Origin of the sequence: Nocardia sp. NPDC050406, from assembly GCF_044459025.1 — a bacterium.
In the GTDB taxonomy this organism is placed as follows: Bacteria; Actinomycetota; Actinomycetes; order Mycobacteriales; family Mycobacteriaceae; genus Nocardia.
In genome coordinates this window covers 820110-840247 of record NZ_JBITIM010000003.1, presented here as the reverse complement: position 1 = coordinate 840247, position 20138 = coordinate 820110, and the positions used below count along the sequence as shown (strand labels likewise).

Here is a 20138-nt window from a genome sequence, read left to right as displayed (position 1 = left end):
ACACTAACCGGGAGCATTGCATTGGACTTCACCAGGGACGAGAGCCAGGACGCTGTCGCCGAGGTTGTCGTAAGTTTGCTGGAGCGTGAAAGCGCACGCGATATCGCGTTATGGCCCACACTCGCCGACAGTGGCCTTTTATCGGTGGCGCTACCGGAGAAATTCGGTGGCGACGGTATGGGGCTGCTCGAGGTGTCGGCGCTGCTCACCGAATTGGCCACCGATGCCGTTCAGGTACCGGCACTGGCCACGCTGGGTTTCGGTGTACTGCCGCTGGTCGCGGCGGGCATTCCGGATGCCTTGGCGGAGCAGGTGTTTCCGGCGGTGGCCGTGGGCGCGGTCATCACGGCGGCACTGCACGAGATCGGCGCGCCGTTCACGGTGCAGCCGGAGACGAGCGCGGTCTCCGACGGCACCGTCGTGCGCGTCACCGGACGCAAGGTCGCGGTGCCCTACGCCGAGACGGCGCGGTGGATTCTGGTGCCGACCGACAACGGCATCGCCGTGGTGCCGGGTGACGCGGCGGGGCTGACCCGTACCGCCAACCCGACTTCCGATGGGGTGCCGGAGTTTTCGCTCGCGCTCGACAATGTGGAGATCCCGGCCGAGCACCTGCTGCCGGGCGGCCTCGCCGATCTGCACCGTTTCGCGCTGGCCGGTATCGGCTCGGTGGCCGACGGTCTGCTCAAGGGCGTCATCGCGCTGACCGCCGAGCACCTGCGTACGCGGCAGCAGTTCGGCCGACCGTTGGCCGAATTCCAGGCCGTGGCACAGCAGATCGCCGATGTCTACGTCGTCTCGCGCACCCTGCACGCGGCCGCGGCCTCGGCCAATTGGGCGCTCGCGCAATCGATCGACGGCGCGGCGACGAATAACCCCGAGCACGCCGAACGCACCGACGACGATCTCGATGTGCTGGCCTACACGGTGGCCGCGGAGCTGCCCGCGGCCATGCAGAAGTGCCATCACCTGCACGGCGGTCTCGGCGTCGACATCACCCATCCGCTGCACCGCTACTACTCACAGGCCAAGGACATCGCGCGCTGGCTCGGCGGCGAATCGTTCCGGCTGGATCGTCTAGGAGCCAGATGTTCATCGAACTGACCGCCGATCAGCGGCGGTTGCGCGACGACCTACGTTCGTACTTCACCGGTCTCGTCACTCCCGAAGAGGAGGCCGAGATGCTGGAGAACCGGCACGGCGACGCCTACCGCGCGGTGGTGCGTCGCATGGGCTCCGACGGCTGGCTCGGTGTGGGCTGGCCGAAGGAGTACGGCGGCCAGGGCTTCGGGCCGCTGGAACAGCAGATCTTCTACAACGAAGCCGTCCGCGCGGATGTGCCGGTGCCGCTGGTCACGCTGTTGACCGTCGGCCCGGCCCTGCAGACCTTCGGTACCGAGGAGCAGAAGCGCAAGTTCCTGCCCGGAATCCTCACCGGCGACATCCATTTCGCCATCGGCTACTCCGAGCCGGAGGCGGGCACCGACCTCGCCGCGCTGCGCACCAGCGCGGTGCGCGATGCCGATGGCGACTGGATCGTCAACGGGCAGAAGATCTTCACCACCGGTGCGCACGAGGCCGACTACATCTGGCTGGCCGTGCGCACCGGGACGGTGGAGTCGCGCCATCGCGGCATCACGATTCTGATCGTGGACACCAAGGATCCCGGCTATTCGTGGACGCCGATCATCACCTGCGACGGCGCGCACCACACCAATGCCACCTACTTCGACAATGTGCGCGTACCCGCGAACATGACGGTCGGGGAGGAGAACGGCGGCTGGCGGCTCATCACCACCCAGCTCAATCACGAGCGGGTGAGCCTGGGGCCGTCGGGCAAGATCGAGCAGCTCTACGATCGCGTGCGCGAATGGGCGAGCAAGCAGGGCGTGCTCGGCGAGACCGATGTGCTGCGCTCGCTCGGCCGCCTGCACGCCATGGTGCGGTTGAACGAACTGCTGAACTGGCAGGTGGCCTCCAATATGGAACGGCCCGACGCCGATCAGCGCGATGTCATCGCCGACGCCTCCGCGACCAAGGTCTTCTCGACCGAGGCGGTGCAGGAGGCCGGGCGGCTGGCCGAGGAGATCGTGGGCCGCTTCGGTGACCCCGCCGATGCCGCCACCGCCGAGCTGCTGACCTGGCTGGACCGGCGCACCAAGCAGAACCTGGTGGTGACCTTCGGCGGCGGCGTGAACGAAGTCATGCGCGAGCTGATCGCCCAAATGGGTCTGCGTTTGCCGCGCGTGCCCCGATAGGAGTTTCCCTGTGACGCAGAGCTTCACGGCCGACGACATCGTCGCGGCTGGCGAGAAGATCAAGGCGGCGGGAGCGTCCGCGCCGCGCCTGGCCCGTGATCCGGTCAACCAGCCGATGATCAACAACTGGGTGGAGGCCATCGGCGACACCAATCCGATCTATGTGGACGTCGAGGCGGCCCGCGCCGCCGGGCACGCCGACGTGGTGGCCCCGCCCGCCATGGCCCAGGTGTGGACCATGTTGGGGCTCAACGGTGTTCGGCCCGCCGACGATCCCATGACGGTCACCAACGAACTGCTCGACGCCGCCGGGTACACCTCGGTGGTCGGCACCAATTGCGAGCAGATCTACCACCGGTACCTGCGGGTGGGTGAGCAGGTGAATGTGCGCAGCTCACTGGATTCGCTGGTGGGGCCCAAGCGCACCGGGCTCGGTGAGGGCTGGTTCGCCACGTACCGCACCAGCTGGTACGTCGGGGACGAGCTGGTCACCGAAATGCTGTTTCGGATACTGAAATTCGCGCCGGGCGCGCCGAAACCGGCTCCGGCGGACGACCTGAGCAAGCGGGTCAAGCCGACGGTGTCGCACGACACCGAATTCTTCTGGGCCGGGACCAAACTCGGTGAGCTGCGGATTCAGCGGCGGCCCGACGGGACGCTTCAGCATCCGCCGGTTCCCGCGCTGTGGAAGGACAAGTCGGAGCAGACCGATTACGTCGTGGCCTCCGGGCGCGGCACCGTGTTCAGTTTCGTTGTGCACCATGCCCCGAAGGTGCCGGGGCGGGCGCTGCCCTATGTGGTCGCGCTGGTGGAGCTCGAGGAAGGTGTGCGCATGCTCGGCGAGCTGCGCGGCATCGAGCCTGCCGAGGTCACGGTCGGGCTGCCGGTCGAGGTGGGCTTCGAGGCCCTCGATGACGACAACACCGTTCCCTTCTGGAAGGCGGCAAAATGACAGCATCGCTCAGCGATTCCGTGGGGGGCGGCGGTCGGGCGACGGGTGGGCCAGCCACCGTGGAACCTGCGGCCGTGCAGGTCGGAACCACCTTGCCCGAGTTGGTGATTCATGCCGATCCCACATTCGTGATCAGCTCGGCGCTGGCCACCCGGGATTTCCAGGACGTGCACCACGACCGCGACAAGGCGGTGCAGCGCGGGTCGAAGGACATCTTCGTCAATATCCTCACCGACACCGGTCTGGTGCAGCGCTTCGTCACCGACTGGGCCGGACCGCGCGCGCTGGTGAAGTCGATCTCGCTGCGCCTGGGTGTGCCGCTGTACGCCAACGACACCTTGACGCTCACCGGCACGGTGACCGCGGTCGAGGGTGACGAGATCACCATCGAGGTCGTCGGCAAGGACAGTCTCGGTGACCACATCACGGCGAAAGCCGTTATCTCGCTGCAGGAGGCACGTTCGTGAGTGGGTTGAGCGGACGCGCAGCCATTGTGGGTATCGGCGCGACGGATTTCTCCAAGGAGTCCGGGCGCAGTGAGCTGCGGCTGGCCGCCGAGGCGGTGACGGCGGCCATTGCCGACGCGGGCCTCACACCCGCCGATGTGGACGGTCTGACGACCTTCACCATGGACACCAACACCCAGGCCGCCGTGGCGCGGGCCTCGGGCATTCCGAGCCTGAAGTTCTTCAGCAATATCCCGTTCGGCGGGGGTGCGGCGGCGGCCACGGTGCAGCAGGCCGCCATGGCGGTGGCCACCGGTGTCGCGGATGTCGTTGTGGCGTACCGGGCTTTCAACGAGCGCTCCGGAAATCGCTTCGGCCAGTTCGCGACTCATCTCGCGACCGGCAACCCGTCGTCCTCGGGTGTGGACAACGCCTTCTCCTACACCCACGGCCTGGGCACCCCCGCCGCCCAGGTGGCCATGGTCGCCCGCCGCTACATGCACGTATACGGCGCTACCAGTGCCGATTTCGGCCGCGTCGCCGTCGCCGACCGCAAACACGCCGCCGTGAACCCCGCCGCGCACTTCTACGGCAAGCCCATCACCCTGGAGGAGCACCAGGCCTCCCGCTGGATCGCCGAACCCCTGCACCTGCTGGACTGCTGCCAGGAGACCGACGGCGGCGTCGCCCTCGTCGTCACCAGCGCCGAACGCGCCAAGGACCTCCCCAACAAGCCCGCCGTAATCCTCGGCGCGGCACAGGGTTCCGGCGCCGACCAGTACGTCATGACCAGCTACTACCGCGACGCCATGACGGGCCTACCCGAAATGGGCCTGGTCGGCGACCAACTGTGGTCCCAGAGCGGCCTGCGCCCCGAAGACATGCAAGCCGCCATCCTCTACGACCACTTCACCCCCTTCGTCCTCATGCAACTCGAGGAACTCGGCTTCTGCCCCCGAGGCGAAGCCAAGGACTTCATAGCCGACGGCGCGATAGAACTGGGCGGCCGCCTCCCCCTCAACACCCACGGCGGCCAACTCGGCGAGGCCTACATCCACGGCATGAACGGCATAGCCGAAGGCGTCCGCCAAATCCGCGGCACCTCCGTCAACCAGGTCGAAAACCTCCAGAACATCGTGGTCACCGCCGGAACCGGCGTCCCCACCTCAGGCCTGGTCCTCAGCGCGAACTAGCCCCACCTCGACCACGAAACCCCGAGCGCCACTATGGCACTCGGGGTTTCGTGTTGCTTACCGTCGCCGTCTGTCCGTTTGCCGAGGATGGCCAGTCCCGGCCTGGGTGATCCATACCGTTCGGCGCGCATCATCGACCGCGTACCAGATCCGACCTCCACCGGTGACCTCGAACTGCCACTGCTCCAGCGTGACACCGTCCACATCGACGCGGCCCAGATCGAGCCGGAGCGGATGCTGGCGTGCCGGGTTCTCGCGGCAACGGGGATCCGCGGTGATAGCCACCCATGCCCGGTCGAGATTGTCCGGGACCTGGGACAGCAGCTCCGCCCAGCCCTTCGCGGCCTGCCGATCGACTACACGCACCGTCCACCCGGTTGGTCGGCGTACCTCGTCACCTCGCCCGAGTCGCTCACCCATCCGACCTACCCGGCCGCTCGACTTCCTCAGCCTCGGCTGTGTCGAACGGACCGCGTAGGCGGCGAGTCAGATCAGGGTCGGAATAGATTTCGGCGGTCGACTGCCACTCTCGGAGGGCCCGTGAAAACGGCAGCAGCAGACCGGTTTCCGCACCCGCCAAGAGGTGGTCGAGGAGTTCCGCGACGCATTGCGGCCGGGCGTCGGCGGGAAGCCACACGAGCCACGGGAGTTCCTCGGCGAAGACTTCCTCGGCCAAGCGCCGGTTCCCCTTGGCGACGATCGCCAGCGACCTGGCGGCCAAGCCCAGGCCCTTGACCATGGCGTCGAATCGTTCCGACCGCATGAGCACCAGGTTCTCGGCGTCGCGACGCTCGAGGATGACATCGGCGTCATCGAGCGCGGGAAAGACGCTGGTCTGCTTGTTGATCAGCGTCGAGAAGGGGAATGTGCGGGTGGCCATGGCCTCATAGTACGCCGTACTTCGAAACTAGTTCGAAAGTCTGTCCTCGACATGGTTCGGCGGCGATGTCACACCTGTGGGGTGGGTGTCGTCATCTAGGCGGAACCACATTCGAACCTGGTGAAAGGACACGGATTCCAATGAACACCGCCTACTACATCGTCGGTACCGTCGCTGCGCTCTGGATCGGCTTCTCCTCGTTCTCGTTGCTGAGTCGGAAGGCGTTCGTGGTGGAGCCGCTGGTCGAGTACGGGGTGCCGCGGGCATGGTGGAATCCGTTGGGGATCGCCAAGGGGGTTGGGGCGCTCGGGCTGGTTGTCGGGTTCTTTGTTCCCGCCATCGGGATCGCGGCGGCTATCGGGCTGATTCTGTACTTCGTAGGGGCGGTCGTGACGACGGTGCGGGCGCGGTCGTACAAGACGACGGTGTTTCCGGTGCTCTACCTGGCTCCGGCTATCGCGACGCTGGTGTTGCAGCTCGCGGCGTGAGATGGGGGAGCAGTGCGTTCGCGAGTTGGGTGATGCTCTCGGGGGTGCCGGGGGCGAGGTGGGTGCGGGCACCTGCGAAGCGGTCGAAGACCAGTCCTTCCAGGACGGCCAGGAAGTCGGCGGCGGCGGTATCGGGATCGTCGCCGCCGAGTTCTGTGAAGAGTTGACGGGCCTGCTCCGCGGAGAAGAGGGATTTCATGAGCCGCGCGTGGAGTTCCGGATCGCCGAGCAGATCGATGATCAAGGCATGACGGGTGATCAGGTGAGTGCGGCGCTCGGCCAATAGGCTGTCCAGCCAGCGGGCGATGTTCTCGGCGATCGCCTCGGCGACGAGCGGGTGGGACGCGCCTTGTCGGGATGCCGCGAAATCGTCGCGGGAGCGCTGGTGAATTCGGTCCACGATGGCCTCGATCAGCGCGCGCTTGGTGCGGAAGTAGTACGACGTGGAGCCCGCGGGGAGCGCCAGCGCGGTATCGAGGGCGCGGTGAGTGAGGGTTCGAAGCCCTTGAGCGGCAATCACATCGATGGCGCTGTCCACGATCAGTGTGCGACGGTCGGATGCTGTGGACATGGTCACCTTTTCTCGCGGTCACGCTCGGAAGCCTCTACAACTATAGAGGTGCCTCTACGGATGTAGAGGAAAGGAGGGCGTGATGACCACCAGCGTGCTGACCCTGGATGCCGATCAGCTGGCCGCGGCGGCGCGGCTCGGCGATATCGCGGGAGCGCTCGGACGACGGTGGCGACGGCCTCCGCGCGGGGTCTACCTGCACGGGCGACCGGGGCGGGGCAAGACCATGCTGATGGATCGGTTCTTCGCCGACGTCGCGTCGAATCGCAAGCGGCGCTTCCATTTCCACGGCTTCTTCGCACGACTGCACAGGGCCGTGCACAGCACCGGCTCCATCGGCGGGGCCGTGGACGAACTGCTCGGCGACGCCGAACTGGTCTGCTTCGACGAATTCCATGTGCACGACGCCGGGGACGCCACCCTCATCGCCCGGCTGCTCGACACCCTGTTCGCCCGCCGCATCGTATTGGTGGTGACCTCGAACTACCCGCCGCGGAACCTGCTGCCGAACCCGCTGTTCCACGCCGTGTTCGTGCCCACCATCGAGCGCATACTCGACCGCCTCGACGTCGTGAGTGTGGATGGGGCACAGGACTATCGGCTGCTCGGCGGCCACCAGGGCGGTTTCGCGAGCGGCCGCTATATCGTCGGCGACTGCGCCACAACGGGTCACGCTCGGGTCCCCGTAGCGCACCGGCTGACCGCGGCGAGGGCGATCCAATCCGACTGCCTGACCGTCGATTTCGCGGAACTGTGCGGAATCCCGGTCTCGGCCGCGGACTTCCTGGAACTCACGGGTACCTTCCACCGTTGGACCCTGTGCGAGGTGCCCGCCCTGCGCACCGTGCCCCTCGACTGGGCCATGCGCTTCGTGAACCTGGTCGACGTCCTCTACGACGCCGACCTGGAGCTGTCCCTCTACGCCCGAGTCCCCTTGGCGGATCTGGGCTCCGGCCTGCGCGGCATCGCCGATATCGACCGCACCCTGAGCCGCCTGAGCACCCTCGGATTACCACCCCGTGACCAGCGCTGATCGACCGCGCGACGGGGTATCGACGCCTCGGTGAACTCGTCGACCGGACCGACGTTCGGGGTTCATGTGCCGTCCATACCTACGGGGTCTGGCGTTGCGAGCCGCTTCCTACCGTGCAAGCAGGAGGCAGCACCGAACCGGAGGGGACCCGATGCGAATCCTGAGACAGGCCCCGGAGGCTGTTCCCGAGCCCCCGATCGTGCTCGCCGATCGGCGGGGTGATCGACTGCGAGTGCTGGTGGTGGCGGAATCCTTTCTGCCACAGGTCAATGGCGTGACCAATTCGGTGCGGCGCGTCCTCGACCATCTGGCCGCCGAAGGCCATCAGGCGGAACTGCTCGCGCCGACCGGCCCCAAGACCTACGCGGGATTCCCGGTACATGTCGCCCGCGGCGCGCGGCTGCCGTTCTACCGCGACTTCCGGATCGGACTCGAGACCCGCCGTCGCCTGCGCCGCATCATGGACTCCTTCCGCCCCGATATCGTGCACATCGCCTCCCCGGCCACGCTGGGCTATCAGGCCGCCGTGGTGGCCGCCGAACGCGACATCCCCACGGTGGCCGTCTACCAAACCGATCTGGTGGGTTTCGCGCAGCGCTACGACCTGCCCGGCGGCGTGCGCGCCATGAACGCCCTCACCCGCCGCATCCATCTGCGCGTGGACCGCACCCTCGCCCCCTCCACCGCCAGCCTGCGGCAATTGGAGCTGATGGGCATACCCGGACTGTCGCGCTGGCCGCGCGGCGTGGACCTGGAGCAGTTCGACCCCGCCCACCGCTCACCGGAGCTGCGAGATCGCCTCGCCCCCAATGGCGAAGCGCTGGTCGGCTATATCGGCCGCCTCGCCCCGGAGAAGGAATTGGAGCTGCTCGCGCATCTGCGCCGGTTGCCCCGCGTGCGCCTGGTGGTGGTCGGCGGCGGCCCGGAGGAGGCGCGGCTGCGCAAACTGCTGCCGAACGCGGCCTTCCTCGGCGTCCTGCACGGCGCGGAACTGGCCGCCGCCTACGCCTCGCTCGATGTCTTCGTGCACACCGGACGACACGAAACCTATTGCCAGGCAGCGCAGGAGGCCCTCGCCTCCGGCGTCCCGGTGGTCGCCCCGGCGGCGGGCGGCCCGCTCGATGTGGTCGAGCCCGGCACCGGCTACCTCTACCCGCCCGGCGACGCCGACGCCATGGTCGGCTTCGTCGCGGAGCTGGTCGACGATCCGATGCTGCGCCGCGACCTCGCCCTCGCCGCGCACCGCAGCGTGCGCGATCGGTCCTGGACCGCGGTGAACGACCTGCTCATCCGCTACTACCGCGAGGTCATCGCGGAGCGTCGAGGCGACGCGCGGCTCACCAAGGAGGCCTGCTGATGTTGCGCATATCCGTGATCGGCACCGGTTATCTCGGCGCGACCCATGCCGCGGGCATGGCGGAGCTCGGATTCGAGGTGCTCGGCGTGGACAACAATCCGGCCAAGGTCGCCGCCCTCGCGGCGGGCCGGGTGCCGTTCCACGAACCCGACCTACCCGAGCTGCTCAGCAAGCATGTCGATGATGGACGGCTGCGCTTCGGGACCTCGCTGGCCGAGGCCGCCCGTTTCGCGGACGTCCATTTCCTTTGTGTGGGAACGCCACAGGGCCCGACCGGAGCCGCGGATCTCTCCCAGCTGTACTCGGCGCTGGCGGGCCTGGTGCCGCATCTCACCCGCAACTGCCTGATCGTCGGCAAGTCCACCGTGCCGGTCGGCACTGCCGAGGCGCTCGCCGAGTACGTCGACGCGCTTGCCCCCCAGGGTATTTCGGTGGACCTGGCCTGGAACCCGGAGTTCCTGCGCGAGGGCCATGCCGTCCACGACACCCTGCACCCGAACCGGCTCGTCTTCGGCGTCACCACCCCGGGCGCGGAATGGGCGCTGCGCCAGGTGTATTCGGAGGCCATTGCCGCCGACACCCCCGTGGTGATCACCAATCTGCCCACCGCCGAACTGGTCAAGGTCTCCGCGAACGCCTTTCTGGCCACCAAGATCTCGTTCATCAACGCCATGGCCGAACTGTGCGAGATCACCGGCGCGGATGTGACCCTGCTGGCCGACGCCCTGGGCCACGACGACCGCATCGGCCGCAAATTCCTCGGCGCGGGACTGGGTTACGGCGGCGGCTGTCTGCCCAAGGACGTGCGCGCGCTCATCGCCCGGGCCGGTGAACTCGGTGTCGGCGAATCGGTGCGCTTCCTCGACAGTGTGGACGCCATCAACCTGCGCCGCCGCGAGCGCGTGATCCGGGAGACCCTGGACCTGCTGGGCGGGCGCACCCGGCCCCGGGTCGCGGTGCTCGGCGCGGCGTTCAAACCGCTCTCCGACGACGTGCGCGATTCCCCCGCACTGGAGGTGGCGGTCCGGCTGCACGCCGCGGGCGTCGAGGTGACGGTCTTCGATCCCGAGGCGAACCGTTCGGCGAGCCGGATCGCACCGCAATTGCGCTACGCGCCGACGGCCACCGCCGCGCTGCTCGGCGCGGATGTGGTGCTGCACCTGACCGAATGGCGGGAGTTCCGGGAGCTCGATCCGACCGTGCTGCGCTCGGTGGCGCGCGGTCGGGTGATCGTCGACGCCCGCAACACCCTCGATCCGGAGCCGTGGCAGGCGGCCGGATGGGACTTCCGGGCACTGGGCCGACTGGTCGCGCCGCGGGAGGAGGTCGGTCGGGTCGATCCACTGCTCGAATCCGCCTGAAGCGCCCTGCCGCACAGCCGGTGTCGGCGCGTCCGCGCCGATGGGCAACTATTCGAATTTCGCGATAACCGGCCGTAGCGGCGGCGTCCGGCTGCCAAACTCATTGTGCGAGTTCACAAGCGAATCCGCAGCGAGCTGTCGTCGGTGGGAAAACCGGCCACCTATGCGCGATGCGCATGTAACCCGGGATCGTGAATTCCGTCCCGAGGGACTGCTTGGCATGTAACTATGACCCTGTTTTGTGCAGGACTCTGGTTGGCTGGGGGTGCTCGTGACTGGGGCGGGCGCGGTGGCATCGCGCGCGATCGGACTGATCGCGCTGGTGATGCTCGCCGTCATCGCCCTGCGCGGCTACATTCCCGGCACGGGTGGACCGTCGGTGCCACGACCGCCGTCGGTGGTCGCGGTCGCCCTCATGCCGGTGTTGCTGCTGGTCTCGGTGGTCATTCTGTGGGCGGGGGTGCTCAACAGCCAGCATCGACTGCCGCTGTCCATGCCGGAGCGCGACCGCGATTCGGCGCCGCGCGGGCTGCGGCTGAGCCGGATCGGGCTGATGATCATCATCGGCTTGGCGGCAGTCGCGCTACTGCTCACCACGGTGGTGTCGGTGTACCTGGTCGGGCCCGCGCGCGAGGAGCAGGCTCCCACCGTGCGGGGCACCGCCACACCGGGACCCACGCCCACCGAAGTCACCGCGCCACCGCAGGACACGGTCTCCCTGCCACCCTTGAGCGGCCCCGCGTTGTTCCTCGTGGTCGCCGGTTCCATCATGTTGATCGCGGTGGCGCTGGCGGGGCTGGTGGTGGTCGCGGTGGGTTCGCGTCGGCGACCCATGGCGCACAACACCGCGCCCGCGCCCGCCGCGAAACCGGAGACGGTATCGCTGGCCAAGGTCGCGGAGATGGGTCTGGCGGCCATGATCGCGCCCGGCCAGGACCCGCGCACCGCCATCATCGCCTGCTACGTGGCCATGGAGAGCGGGTTGGCGCAGGCCCGCGAGGTCGCACCGCTGGCCTCCGACACCCCGTCGGAGGTGCTGGCCCGGGCCTTCGAACGCGGTGTGCTGCACGATGCTTCGGCCCGCGAGCTGGTGGCGCTGTTCGAGGAGGCGCGCTTCAGCCCGCACGCCATGTTGGAGTGGCAGCGGATGCGGGCCGAACAGCTGCTGCGTATCGTATTGCAGGACCTACAGGGGCAGACGGTATGAGAACTCGTGCCCCGCAGTGGTTTCGGATGGGGGTCCGGTGATGAACCGTATGGTCGTCGTCATCGTGGCGCTGGCGCTGGTCGGCCTGTTCGAGTTGATCGCCATCGCGAACCAGCGCGACGCGCTGCTGATCGTCGCCGCGATACCGGTGGCGGGCGCGCTCGGTCTGCTCATCTGGTCGCTGGTGGAGCGATCGCGCCGCGAGGCCCCGGACGGGTTGGCGGACAACGAGGTCGACAACGGCCCCGCCGAAATGCTGCAACGGTGGCAGGCGCGGGCCCAGATGCTCTCCGACCGCGCGGAGGGCACCCGCGCCGACTGGGACCGCCACCTGCGGCCCCTGCTGGCCAAGGAGTTCGAACTGTCCAGCGGTCACCGGCACGCCAAGAACCGCCGGGCGGCCGAGGCGGCGGGGATATTGCAGTTCGGCCCGGAATTGTGGCGCTGGGTGGATCCGGCCAATTCCGCACTGCGCGATCAGACCACGCGCGCGCCGGGCCGCGCGGCCCTGGACGAGATCCTGCGCCGCCTTCAGAACATGTGACACGAGATGCGAGACACGACATGACATCACCGATGGACATCACCATCAAGCGCACCGAGGCGGTGCTGCGGGAACTGTCCCGGGTAGTGGTCGGCAAGCGCGACGAGCTACAGCTGATCATGATCGCGGTGCTGTCCGGCGGGCATGTGCTGATCGAGGACCTGCCCGGGCTGGGCAAGACGCTGATCGCCCGGTCCTTCGCGTCCGCGCTGGGCCTGTCGTTCACCCGCGTGCAGTTCACCCCGGACCTGCTGCCCGCGGATCTGATCGGCTCCACCATCTACGACATGCACTCGGGGCGCTTCAGTTTCCGGCGCGGGCCGGTGTTCACCAATATGCTGCTCGCCGACGAGATCAACCGCACCCCGCCCAAGACCCAGGCCGCGCTGCTGGAGGCCATGGCCGAGGGACAGGTCTCCATCGACGGCGAAACCTTCCCGCTGCCACAGCCTTTCGTGGTGATGGCCACCGACAATCCGATCGAGTACGAAGGCACCTATCCGCTGCCGGAGGCGCAGCTGGACCGGTTCGCCATGCAGCTGCGGCTGGGCTACCTCTCCGAATCCGATGAGACGCAGATGATTCGGCGGCGACTCGAGCGCGGGTCGGCTCCGGCGCAGATCGGGCAGGTCGTCGACGCCGAGGGCCTGATGGAGATGCGGCAGTCGATCGAATATGTGAGCGTGCACCCCGACGTGGTGAGCTACGTGGTGTCGCTGGCGGCGGCGACGCGCGGGCATCCGCAGGTGGAGGTGGGTGCGAGCCCGCGCGCCGAACTCGATCTGGTGCAGATGTCGCGGGCGCGGGCGCTGCTGCACGGACGCGACTTCGTGGTGCCCGAAGATGTGAAGGCCCTGGCCATTCCGGCCATCGCGCACCGCATCACGCTGCGCCCGGAGATGTGGGTGCGGCGCATTCGCGGCGAGGACGTCATCGCCGAACTGTTGCGGCGGCTGCCGGTGCCGCGCGCCACCACGGCATGAGGCACCGAGATACCAGCACCGCCACCGAGGCCGAATTGCGGTGGCGGCCAGCGCCGTTGGTGTACATGCTGGCGGCGGTCTCGGCACCGGCGCTGGTGTTGGCGATCGTGCTCGGGAAGTGGCAGCTGGTGGTGTTCGCCGCGCCCATGCTCGGAGTGCTGGCCACCGCGCCGTTACAGCAGACCAGGACTCGCATCCAGGTCGACGGCGCCGGGGTGCTGCGGTGCTTCGAGACCGAGGAGGTGACGCTGTCGGTCGGGACCTTCGTGGAGTCGGGGCACGCGTTGCTGCGGCTGCATCCGGTGCCGGTCGCGGGCATGGAGTTGCGGGTCGAGGAGTCGGTGGATTCGGGCGCGGTGCCCGCCGGATTGCGCCTGGCACTGTCGTCGCCGCGCTGGGGGCGGTACCCGGTGCCCATGCGCGTCTCCGCCTTGAGCCCGGCGGGTCTGGCGGTGGCATCGGTATTCCTGCCCGCCGGTGAGGTTTTCGTATACCCCATCGCGGATCCGCAGCGAATGCGATTGCCGCGCACCGAACTTCCGGAGCGCATGGGCACCCATCTCACCCGGCGTCACGGTCCCGGCGTCGAATTCGCCGATGTGCGCCTGTACGCCCCCGGTGACCAGTTGCGCACGGTGAACTGGCCGGTGAGCGCGCGGCGCGGGCGATTGTTCGTGACCGAGCGCTTCACCAACCGCGCGGCGGATGTGGTTGTGCTGGTGGATACTTCGCTACAAGCACCCGGCCCCGCCTCGGATTCCCTCGAACTGTCGGTGCGCGGCGCCGCCCAGGTCGCGCAATCCGCGCTACAGGCCGGAGACCGCACGGCGGTCGTCTGTCTCGGCCGCTCGCCGCGGTGGCTGCGACCCGATATCGGCCGCCGCCAGTTCTATCGGATCGTCGACGCCGTCCTCGATGTCGGCGACGAGCACTATCCCACGCAGGGCACGCTCGCCCCGCACACGGCCGTGCCGATCGGGGCCATCGTGGTGGCCTTCTCCACCCTGCTCGACACCCAATTCGCCTTGGCCCTCATCGATCTGCGAAAACGCGGTCACGTGGTGGTCGTGGTGGATGTGCTGCGTGGCGCGCCGTTCGCCCAGGGGCTCGACCCCACCTTGGCGCGCATGTGGCAGCTGGAACGCGCGTCGATGTACCGCGATATGGGCACGGTGGGCGTCGATATCGTCTCCTGGCCCGAGGGCACCCGCCTGGACCAGGTCATGCGCCTGATCCCCGACCACCACCGCCGAGCAGTCCGGGTACGCCGATGACCAGATTCCTAGCCGTTCTCTCCGGGCTCCTGTTGGCGGTCGCTGTGGCCCTGATCGAGCCGTGGACCGCGATTCCGGTACTGGTGTTCGTGGTGGCGGGCTGGCAGTGGCGCGTCTGCGCGGTGCTCGCGGTCTTGGCGGCGCTGTCGGTGCTGACCTGGTTGGACACCACCGCATTGATCGCTGGCGCAACGGGTTTGGTGGCCACCACCTACCTGTTGAACACGGCCACCGTCTCGGCGCCCCTGGGCGTGGTCCCCACCACGGTCCCTTCGGTGGCGGGCGCTCTGGTCTTCACCGTCGCGGCGGGTGCGGCCTCGGTCCTCCCGCTCGACCTGGCCTGGGCGCCCATAGCGGCCCCGATCATCGTCATCGTGCTCTACGCCTGGTTGATCCACGGCCTGGCCGATCGCCGAGCCGCGGCATCCCCCGCGCCATAACCCGAGGTCACGGCGCTGTCAGTCGTTTGTCAGCGGCCCGCGCAATTCTTCGATCATCCGGAACCGCCGGACCAGACCGAAGGAGTCCCGACATGTCGCACAACCCGCAGGCCGCCATCGCCCAGATCCGCAGGGCCACTACCCGCATCGCCGCGGCCCGCGCCGAGACGGAGCAGGCCATGGCAGATGCCGAGAAGACACTGCGCCAGGCGGCCTCGAAGATCGCGGCCGCCGAGCGCTACGCCTCGTACGCCAAGGTGATACACGCCCAGAACGCGCGCGATCAGGCGTAGGTGAGCACCACGTCGTTGAGAACCGGCGCGTCCTCGCGCTCCACCACCGTCGCGGCGATGGTGAGTTCGTTGTCGGAGCGCCAGATTCGGGTACGGATGGTCTCGCCCGGGTACAGCACTCCGGCGAAGCGCGCGCGGAAACCCTGGACGCGGGCGGCATCCGACTCGAGAACGGTATCGGTGGCGGTCTTGAGGACCAGGCCGTACGTGCACAGTCCGTGCAGGATGGGGTTGGGGAAGCCAGCGTTGCGGGCGAATTCGGGGTCCGAGTGCAGCGGGTTGCGGTCACCGCACATGCGGTAGAGCAGCGCCTGCTGCGGCAGGGTCGGGGTCAGCACCTCGAAATCCGGTGCGCGGTCGGGCAGTTCGCTCTTGGTCGACGGGCCGCGCTCGCCGCCGAAGCCGCCCTCGCCCTTGGCGAAGATGGAGGAGCGCGCCGTCCACAGCGCTTCGCCGTCGGAGTCGGTGACAGTGTCCTCGCGCCACACCACGGCGGCCGAGCCCTTGTCCCAGATATCGGTGACGCGCCCGACCGTGGTGGCCTTGCCGGAGGCCGGAATCGGCTTGTGCACCACGATTTCCTGGCTGCCGTGCACCACCTTGGCGAGGTCGATGTCGATACCGGTGAACTTCACCTTCGGCGGTTCGGTCTCGTGGAACGAGGGGGCGACCGTGGCGAAGGAGGGCAGCACCTGCGGCGCGCGATCGTCGAGGTAGCGCAGTTCGGCCGGTTCGGTCCAGCGCCCGCCCGCGCCCAATGCCAGGTTGTAGATCTGCACATCGCTCGGCGACCAGGCGAACTCCCGCCCGGGGATCTCCGCGCCGAGTGCGCTGTTCAGGTCGATGGGCATGACGTCTCCTCGTGAAAGTCCATGGCGCGCGCCAGGGGTATCCGTGCGGGATCGGGTCGGGGCCACCGGCGGGCGCACCGCTTCCGATCCTGTTGGCCGCCGGTGTGTCGGCGCAAGCCCACGCCCGTTCGGTGGGACCCGCGCGCCCGGTTCGACGGGCGGGGCCCGGCGTCCTGCCATGAGCGGAAGAACACCGGGCCGCGAGCCCGCACGCCGGGCCGGTATGCCCCCGACGGCCGTGCTGGGTATTCAGATGTGTTTCGGATGGTGCGTATTCGGTTGTCCTGCCCGCGGTGTGCAGGCACCGACGGGCAAGGGTGGGTTGGGCGCGCTCGCTGTGACCCGGACGCGCCCAACCCGATCCTGAACCGGGTTGGGACGGTTCAGGACGCTTTCTCGGCGGGCCGCTGCTTCGCCTTGGCGGCGATATCCAGCACGGCCAGGTAGCCGAAGGTGATGGCCGGTCCGATGGTCGCGCCGGGACCGGCGTAGGTGTGGCCCATGACCGGCGTGGCGCAGTTGCCCGAGGCGTACAGGCCCTCGATGACGGTGCCGTCCTCGCGCAGGACGCGCCCGGAGGTGTCGGCCACCAGGCCGCCCTTGGTGCCGAGGTCGCCCGGCACGATCTTGGCGGCGTAGAACGGGCCTTGCACCAGAGCGGCGAGGCACGGATTCGGCTTCACGGTCGGGTCGCCGTAGTACCGGTCGTAGTGGCTGTCGCCGCGGCCGAAGTCCTCGTCCTTGCCGGTCTCGGCGAATGTGTTGAACCGCGCCACGGTGGCCCCGAGATTCTCGGCGGGCACCCCGATCTTGGCCGCCAACTCTTCCAGCGAATCGGCCTTGACAATGAGGTCGTTTTCCATCCAGCGGGACGGAATCCGCAGACCAGGCTGCAATCCGGCGAAGATGTAGCGGTTCCGGTAGCGCTGGTCGAACACCAACCACGCGGGGATGTTCTCGCCCGGACCCTCACCCTGACCATATTCGCCGCCGTACATGGTGTGCACAGCCTCGACGTAAGGAGCGGACTCATTTCCGAATCGCTTGCCGTCGGCGTTGACCATGATGGTGCCGGGCAGATTCCGCTCGGCCAGCGCGAACCAGGGCTTGCCGCCCTTGAAGATGGTCGGCCCCCACCAGGCGTCCTCCATGAAGCCGACGTCGCCGCCCGCCTCCATACCCGCGATGATGCCGTCGCCGGTATTGGCCTGCGCGCCCGTCGTCCACTCGGTGGTGATGGGCTGGCGCTGGTACTTGGTGCGCATCTCCGCGTTCTGTTCGAACCCGCCGCTGCCCAGGACGACGCCGTGTTTGGCGGTGAACACCACGGGCTCGCCGTCAACCAGCGCTTCGACCCCGGTGACCACGCCGTTCTCCACGACCAGCTTGGTCATCGGAGTATTCAGCAGCACAGGCACATTCGCGTCCATGAGCCCCTTGCGCATGGCGGCGATGATCGCCTGGCCCATACCCAGGATGTGCTTGCCGGTCCACTTGGCCAGGTAGGTGCGCGCGCCGACGCGCATGGCCCGCATGATGCCCTTGGGGTGGCGCTTGATGAGGTTCAGGCGCACGAAGTCGGCCTGCATGACCACGACATTGAGCGGGGCCTTGGCGTAGGGGGGTTCCAGGTTGAACCGCTCCGCGCCGAGGATCTTGGCATTGAACGGCTTCGGCTCGCAGGAGCGTCCCTCGGGCCTGCCGCCCGGCGCTTCCGGGTAGTAGTCGGAGTAGCCCGGCACCCACTTCATCTTCAGCGGGGTGTGGTCGAGGACGAAGTCGAAGGCCTCCGCGCCGCGGTCGATATAGGTGTCGATCCGGTCCTTGGGCACCACGTCGCCGATGATGCTGTGCAGGTAGCGACGTGCTTCCTCGCGGTCGTCGGGCCGTCCGGCCGCCTTCAGCGCCTTGTTGCCGGGAATCCACACGCCACCGCCGGAGCGCGCCGTGGATCCGCCGTAATGGGCGGCCTTTTCGATGATCACCGCGCGCAGCCCGTTGTGGGCAGCGGTGAGGGCGGCGGTCATCCCCGCGGCACCACTGCCGACCACCACCACGTCATATACCCGATCGTTCATGTAGAACACGTTATAGAATCAAACCTGGTTTGGTCTATCTTGGTCTGGCAGCTGGGACTCTTGGGACGAATCTCGCTTCGAAAACTCGTTCCAATTCCTAAGCTCGGTACTGCCCGGGCCACGAGCCTGGCCCCCTATGGAAGGAAACAAGCGTGCTGTCCGACGCGGTACGGAAGGAACTGGCAGAAGAGCTCGCCGTCGCCGAGCGCGATCGGGTGCCGCTCGATCCGCTGGTGGCGCGGCATCCCGACATCGATGTCGTCGATGCCTACGAGATCCAGCTCCTCAACATTCGCCAGCGGGTCGACAATGGCGCACGTGTGATCGGTCACAAGGTCGGTCTCTCGTCGAAGGCCATGCAGCAGATGATGGGCGTGGACGAGCCGGACTACGGCCATCTGCTCGGCGAGATGGAAGTCTTCGAGGACGTTGCGGTGGACACCTCGAAGTACCTCTACCCGCGCGTCGAGGTCGAGGTGGGATTCGTGCTGGGCGAAGACCTTCCGGGCGAGGAGTGCACCGAGGAGGACGTGCTGCGCGCCACCGTCGCCTACGCGCCCGCCATCGAGCTGATCGACACTCGCATCAAGGAGTGGAAGATCGGCCTGTGCGACACCATCGCCGACAATGCCTCCTCCGCGGGCTGGGTGCTCGGCCCCGAGCGCATCGCCCCGGATCAGTTGGATATCAAGAAGATCGACGCCGTACTCACCCGCAACGGTGAAGTGGTGGCCGAGGGTCGCAGCGACGCGGTACTCGGCGATCCGACCATCGCGGTCGCCTGGCTGGCCCGCAAGGTCGCCTCGTTCGGTGTGCGGTTGAAGAAGGGCGACATCGTGCTGCCCGGCTCCTGCACCCGCGCCATCGACGCCCGTCCGGGCGACGACTTCCTCGCCGAGTTCGCTGGACTCGGTTCCGTCCGTCTGCGTTTCAGCTGACGGCCGTTCACTGGACAAGACACCGAGTAGGAGAACTGCCGTGACTGCAAACAAGGTCACCGCCGCGATCGTCGGCTCCGGCAATATCAGCACCGATCTGCTGTACAAGCTGCTGCGTTCGGAGAAGATCGAGCCGCGTTGGATGATCGGCATCGACCCGGATTCCGAGGGGCTGAAGCGGGCGCGCGGACTGGGGCTGGAGACCTCGGCCGAGGGCGCGGACTGGCTGCTGGCGCTGCCGGAGAAGCCGGATCTGCTCTTCGAGGCGACCTCGGCGTACGTGCATCGCGCCTATGCGCCCAAGTACGCCGAGGCCGGAATCCGCGCGGTGGACCTGACGCCCGCGGCCGTCGGCCCGGCCGTGATTCCGCCGGTCAATCTCGATTCGCTGGTGGACGCGCCGAACGTCAATATGATCACCTGCGGCGGCCAGGCCACGATTCCCATGGTGGCGGCCGTCTCTCGGGTCGTGCCGGTGGAGTACGCGGAGATCGTGGCCTCGGTGTCGTCGGTGTCGGCCGGACCGGGTACCCGCGCCAATATCGACGAGTTCACCAAGACCACCTCCAAGGGTGTGGAGACCATCGGCGGGGCCAAGCGCGGCAAGGCCATCATCATTCTGAATCCGGCCGAGCCGCCGATGATCATGCGCGACACCATCTTCTGCGCCATTCCCGAGGATGCCGACCGCGATGCCATCGCCGAGTCCATCCACCGGATGGAGAAGTCGATTCAGGAGTACGTGCCCGGCTACCGGCTGCTCAACGATCCGCAGTTCGACGATCCGTCGATGGTTTCCGGTGGGATGGCGAAGGTTTCGATCTTCGTCGAGGTCGAGGGGGCGGGGGATTTCCTGCCGCCGTACGCGGGCAACCTCGACATCATGACCGCCGCCGCCACCCGCGTGGGCGATGTGCTCGCTGATCAGATCCGGAGCCGAGCGCAGCGAGGCGACCAAACAGACACAGCGGCACGGGTGTAAGGAGATTCG

Annotated in this window: 22 protein-coding genes; 17 read left to right on the top strand and 5 right to left on the bottom strand. The window is 67.8% G+C overall.

The genetic code is table 11. The features are described from left to right. Positions 1–21: 21 nt before the first annotated feature. The 5 genes from ACIBH2_RS27245 to ACIBH2_RS27225 are packed head-to-tail and all read left to right on the top strand — an operon-like array spanning position 22 to position 4849. Positions 22–1104 (top strand): acyl-CoA dehydrogenase family protein, encoded by a 1083-nt coding sequence (locus ACIBH2_RS27245; RefSeq protein WP_397122418.1) that lies wholly within the window; start codon positions 22–24, stop codon positions 1102–1104. Then, complete coding sequence (locus ACIBH2_RS27240) at positions 1089–2258, top strand: acyl-CoA dehydrogenase family protein (RefSeq protein ID WP_397122416.1); 1170 nt, start codon at positions 1089–1091, stop codon at positions 2256–2258. Before ACIBH2_RS27245 ends, ACIBH2_RS27240 begins: the two co-directional genes overlap by 16 nt. A 10-nt stretch (positions 2259–2268) precedes the next feature. After that, a complete protein-coding gene (locus ACIBH2_RS27235; protein WP_397122414.1) occupies positions 2269–3210 on the top strand; it encodes a bifunctional MaoC family dehydratase N-terminal/OB-fold nucleic acid binding domain-containing protein in 942 nt (313 codons plus the stop codon). Further along, positions 3207–3677, top strand: a complete 471-nt coding sequence (locus ACIBH2_RS27230; RefSeq protein WP_397122412.1) for a MaoC family dehydratase — start codon at positions 3207–3209, stop codon at positions 3675–3677. The genes ACIBH2_RS27235 and ACIBH2_RS27230 overlap by 4 nt, the downstream gene beginning before the upstream one ends. Beyond that, positions 3674–4849, top strand: a complete 1176-nt coding sequence (locus ACIBH2_RS27225; protein WP_397122410.1) for a lipid-transfer protein — start codon at positions 3674–3676, stop codon at positions 4847–4849. The genes ACIBH2_RS27230 and ACIBH2_RS27225 overlap by 4 nt, the downstream gene beginning before the upstream one ends. A gap of 57 nt (positions 4850–4906) precedes the next feature. Here ACIBH2_RS27225 and ACIBH2_RS27220 read toward each other — a convergent pair whose 3' ends face one another. Further along, a complete protein-coding gene (locus ACIBH2_RS27220; RefSeq protein ID WP_397122408.1) occupies positions 4907–5215 on the bottom strand; it encodes a hypothetical protein in 309 nt (102 codons plus the stop codon). A gap of 46 nt (positions 5216–5261) precedes the next feature. Further along, positions 5262–5729: a hypothetical protein gene (locus ACIBH2_RS27215; RefSeq protein WP_397122406.1), complete on the bottom strand. Its 468-nt coding sequence runs from the start codon at positions 5727–5729 to the stop codon at positions 5262–5264. A 140-nt stretch (positions 5730–5869) separates the two neighbouring features. Here ACIBH2_RS27215 and ACIBH2_RS27210 point away from each other — a divergent pair, with 140 nt between their 5' ends. Continuing rightward, positions 5870–6217 (top strand): DoxX family protein, encoded by a 348-nt coding sequence (locus ACIBH2_RS27210; RefSeq protein WP_397122404.1) that lies wholly within the window; start codon positions 5870–5872, stop codon positions 6215–6217. Here the strand turns inward: ACIBH2_RS27210 and ACIBH2_RS27205 are convergent. Beyond that, positions 6183–6788: a TetR/AcrR family transcriptional regulator gene (locus ACIBH2_RS27205; RefSeq protein ID WP_397122402.1), complete on the bottom strand. Its 606-nt coding sequence runs from the start codon at positions 6786–6788 to the stop codon at positions 6183–6185. The genes ACIBH2_RS27210 and ACIBH2_RS27205 overlap by 35 nt on opposite strands. Positions 6789–6870: 82 nt before the next feature. Here ACIBH2_RS27205 and zapE point away from each other — a divergent pair, with 82 nt between their 5' ends. The 9 genes from zapE to ACIBH2_RS27160 all read left to right on the top strand — a co-directional run bounded on the left by zapE (position 6871) and on the right by ACIBH2_RS27160 (position 15280). Then, entirely contained in the window at positions 6871–7821 is a 951-nt protein-coding gene (gene zapE, locus ACIBH2_RS27200) for a cell division protein ZapE (RefSeq protein ID WP_397122400.1), read from the top strand. 151 nt (positions 7822–7972) lie between these two features. Beyond that, the gene (locus ACIBH2_RS27195) at positions 7973–9178 is read left to right on the top strand and encodes a glycosyltransferase family 4 protein (protein ID WP_397122398.1); all 1206 of its coding nucleotides are present in this window, start codon (positions 7973–7975) and stop codon (positions 9176–9178) included. 2 nt (positions 9179–9180) lie between these two features. Beyond that, complete coding sequence (locus tag ACIBH2_RS27190) at positions 9181–10539, top strand: UDP-glucose dehydrogenase family protein (protein WP_397123044.1); 1359 nt, start codon at positions 9181–9183, stop codon at positions 10537–10539. 289 nt (positions 10540–10828) lie between these two features. Further along, the gene (locus tag ACIBH2_RS27185; protein WP_397122396.1) at positions 10829–11746 is read left to right on the top strand and encodes a DUF4129 domain-containing protein; all 918 of its coding nucleotides are present in this window, start codon (positions 10829–10831) and stop codon (positions 11744–11746) included. A gap of 40 nt (positions 11747–11786) precedes the next feature. Then, the gene (locus ACIBH2_RS27180; RefSeq protein WP_397122394.1) at positions 11787–12290 is read left to right on the top strand and encodes a hypothetical protein; all 504 of its coding nucleotides are present in this window, start codon (positions 11787–11789) and stop codon (positions 12288–12290) included. Positions 12291–12310: 20 nt separating this feature from the next. Further along, positions 12311–13273 (top strand): AAA family ATPase, encoded by a 963-nt coding sequence (locus tag ACIBH2_RS27175; protein ID WP_397122392.1) that lies wholly within the window; start codon positions 12311–12313, stop codon positions 13271–13273. Continuing rightward, complete coding sequence (locus ACIBH2_RS27170) at positions 13270–14547, top strand: DUF58 domain-containing protein (RefSeq protein ID WP_397122390.1); 1278 nt, start codon at positions 13270–13272, stop codon at positions 14545–14547. Before ACIBH2_RS27175 ends, ACIBH2_RS27170 begins: the two co-directional genes overlap by 4 nt. Continuing rightward, complete coding sequence (locus ACIBH2_RS27165) at positions 14544–14987, top strand: hypothetical protein (protein ID WP_397122388.1); 444 nt, start codon at positions 14544–14546, stop codon at positions 14985–14987. Before ACIBH2_RS27170 ends, ACIBH2_RS27165 begins: the two co-directional genes overlap by 4 nt. Positions 14988–15079: 92 nt before the next feature. Next, positions 15080–15280 (top strand): hypothetical protein, encoded by a 201-nt coding sequence (locus ACIBH2_RS27160; protein WP_397122386.1) that lies wholly within the window; start codon positions 15080–15082, stop codon positions 15278–15280. On the opposite strand, the gene ACIBH2_RS27155 is transcribed toward ACIBH2_RS27160, so the two are convergent. Together ACIBH2_RS27155 and kstD are read right to left on the bottom strand one after the other, a co-directional pair. Further along, complete coding sequence (locus ACIBH2_RS27155) at positions 15271–16131, bottom strand: MaoC/PaaZ C-terminal domain-containing protein (RefSeq protein ID WP_397122384.1); 861 nt, start codon at positions 16129–16131, stop codon at positions 15271–15273. The genes ACIBH2_RS27160 and ACIBH2_RS27155 overlap by 10 nt on opposite strands. A 383-nt stretch (positions 16132–16514) precedes the next feature. Continuing rightward, a complete protein-coding gene (gene kstD, locus ACIBH2_RS27150; protein ID WP_397122382.1) occupies positions 16515–18218 on the bottom strand; it encodes a 3-oxosteroid 1-dehydrogenase in 1704 nt (567 codons plus the stop codon). Between the two features lie 143 nt (positions 18219–18361). On the opposite strand from kstD, the gene ACIBH2_RS27145 reads away from it, so the two are divergent. Further along, positions 18362–19147, top strand: coding sequence for a 2-keto-4-pentenoate hydratase (locus tag ACIBH2_RS27145; protein WP_397122380.1), 786 nt, complete (start codon positions 18362–18364; stop codon positions 19145–19147). 40 nt (positions 19148–19187) lie between these two features. Next, entirely contained in the window at positions 19188–20129 is a 942-nt protein-coding gene (locus ACIBH2_RS27140; RefSeq protein WP_397122378.1) for an acetaldehyde dehydrogenase (acetylating), read from the top strand. Positions 20130–20138 lie beyond the last annotated feature (9 nt).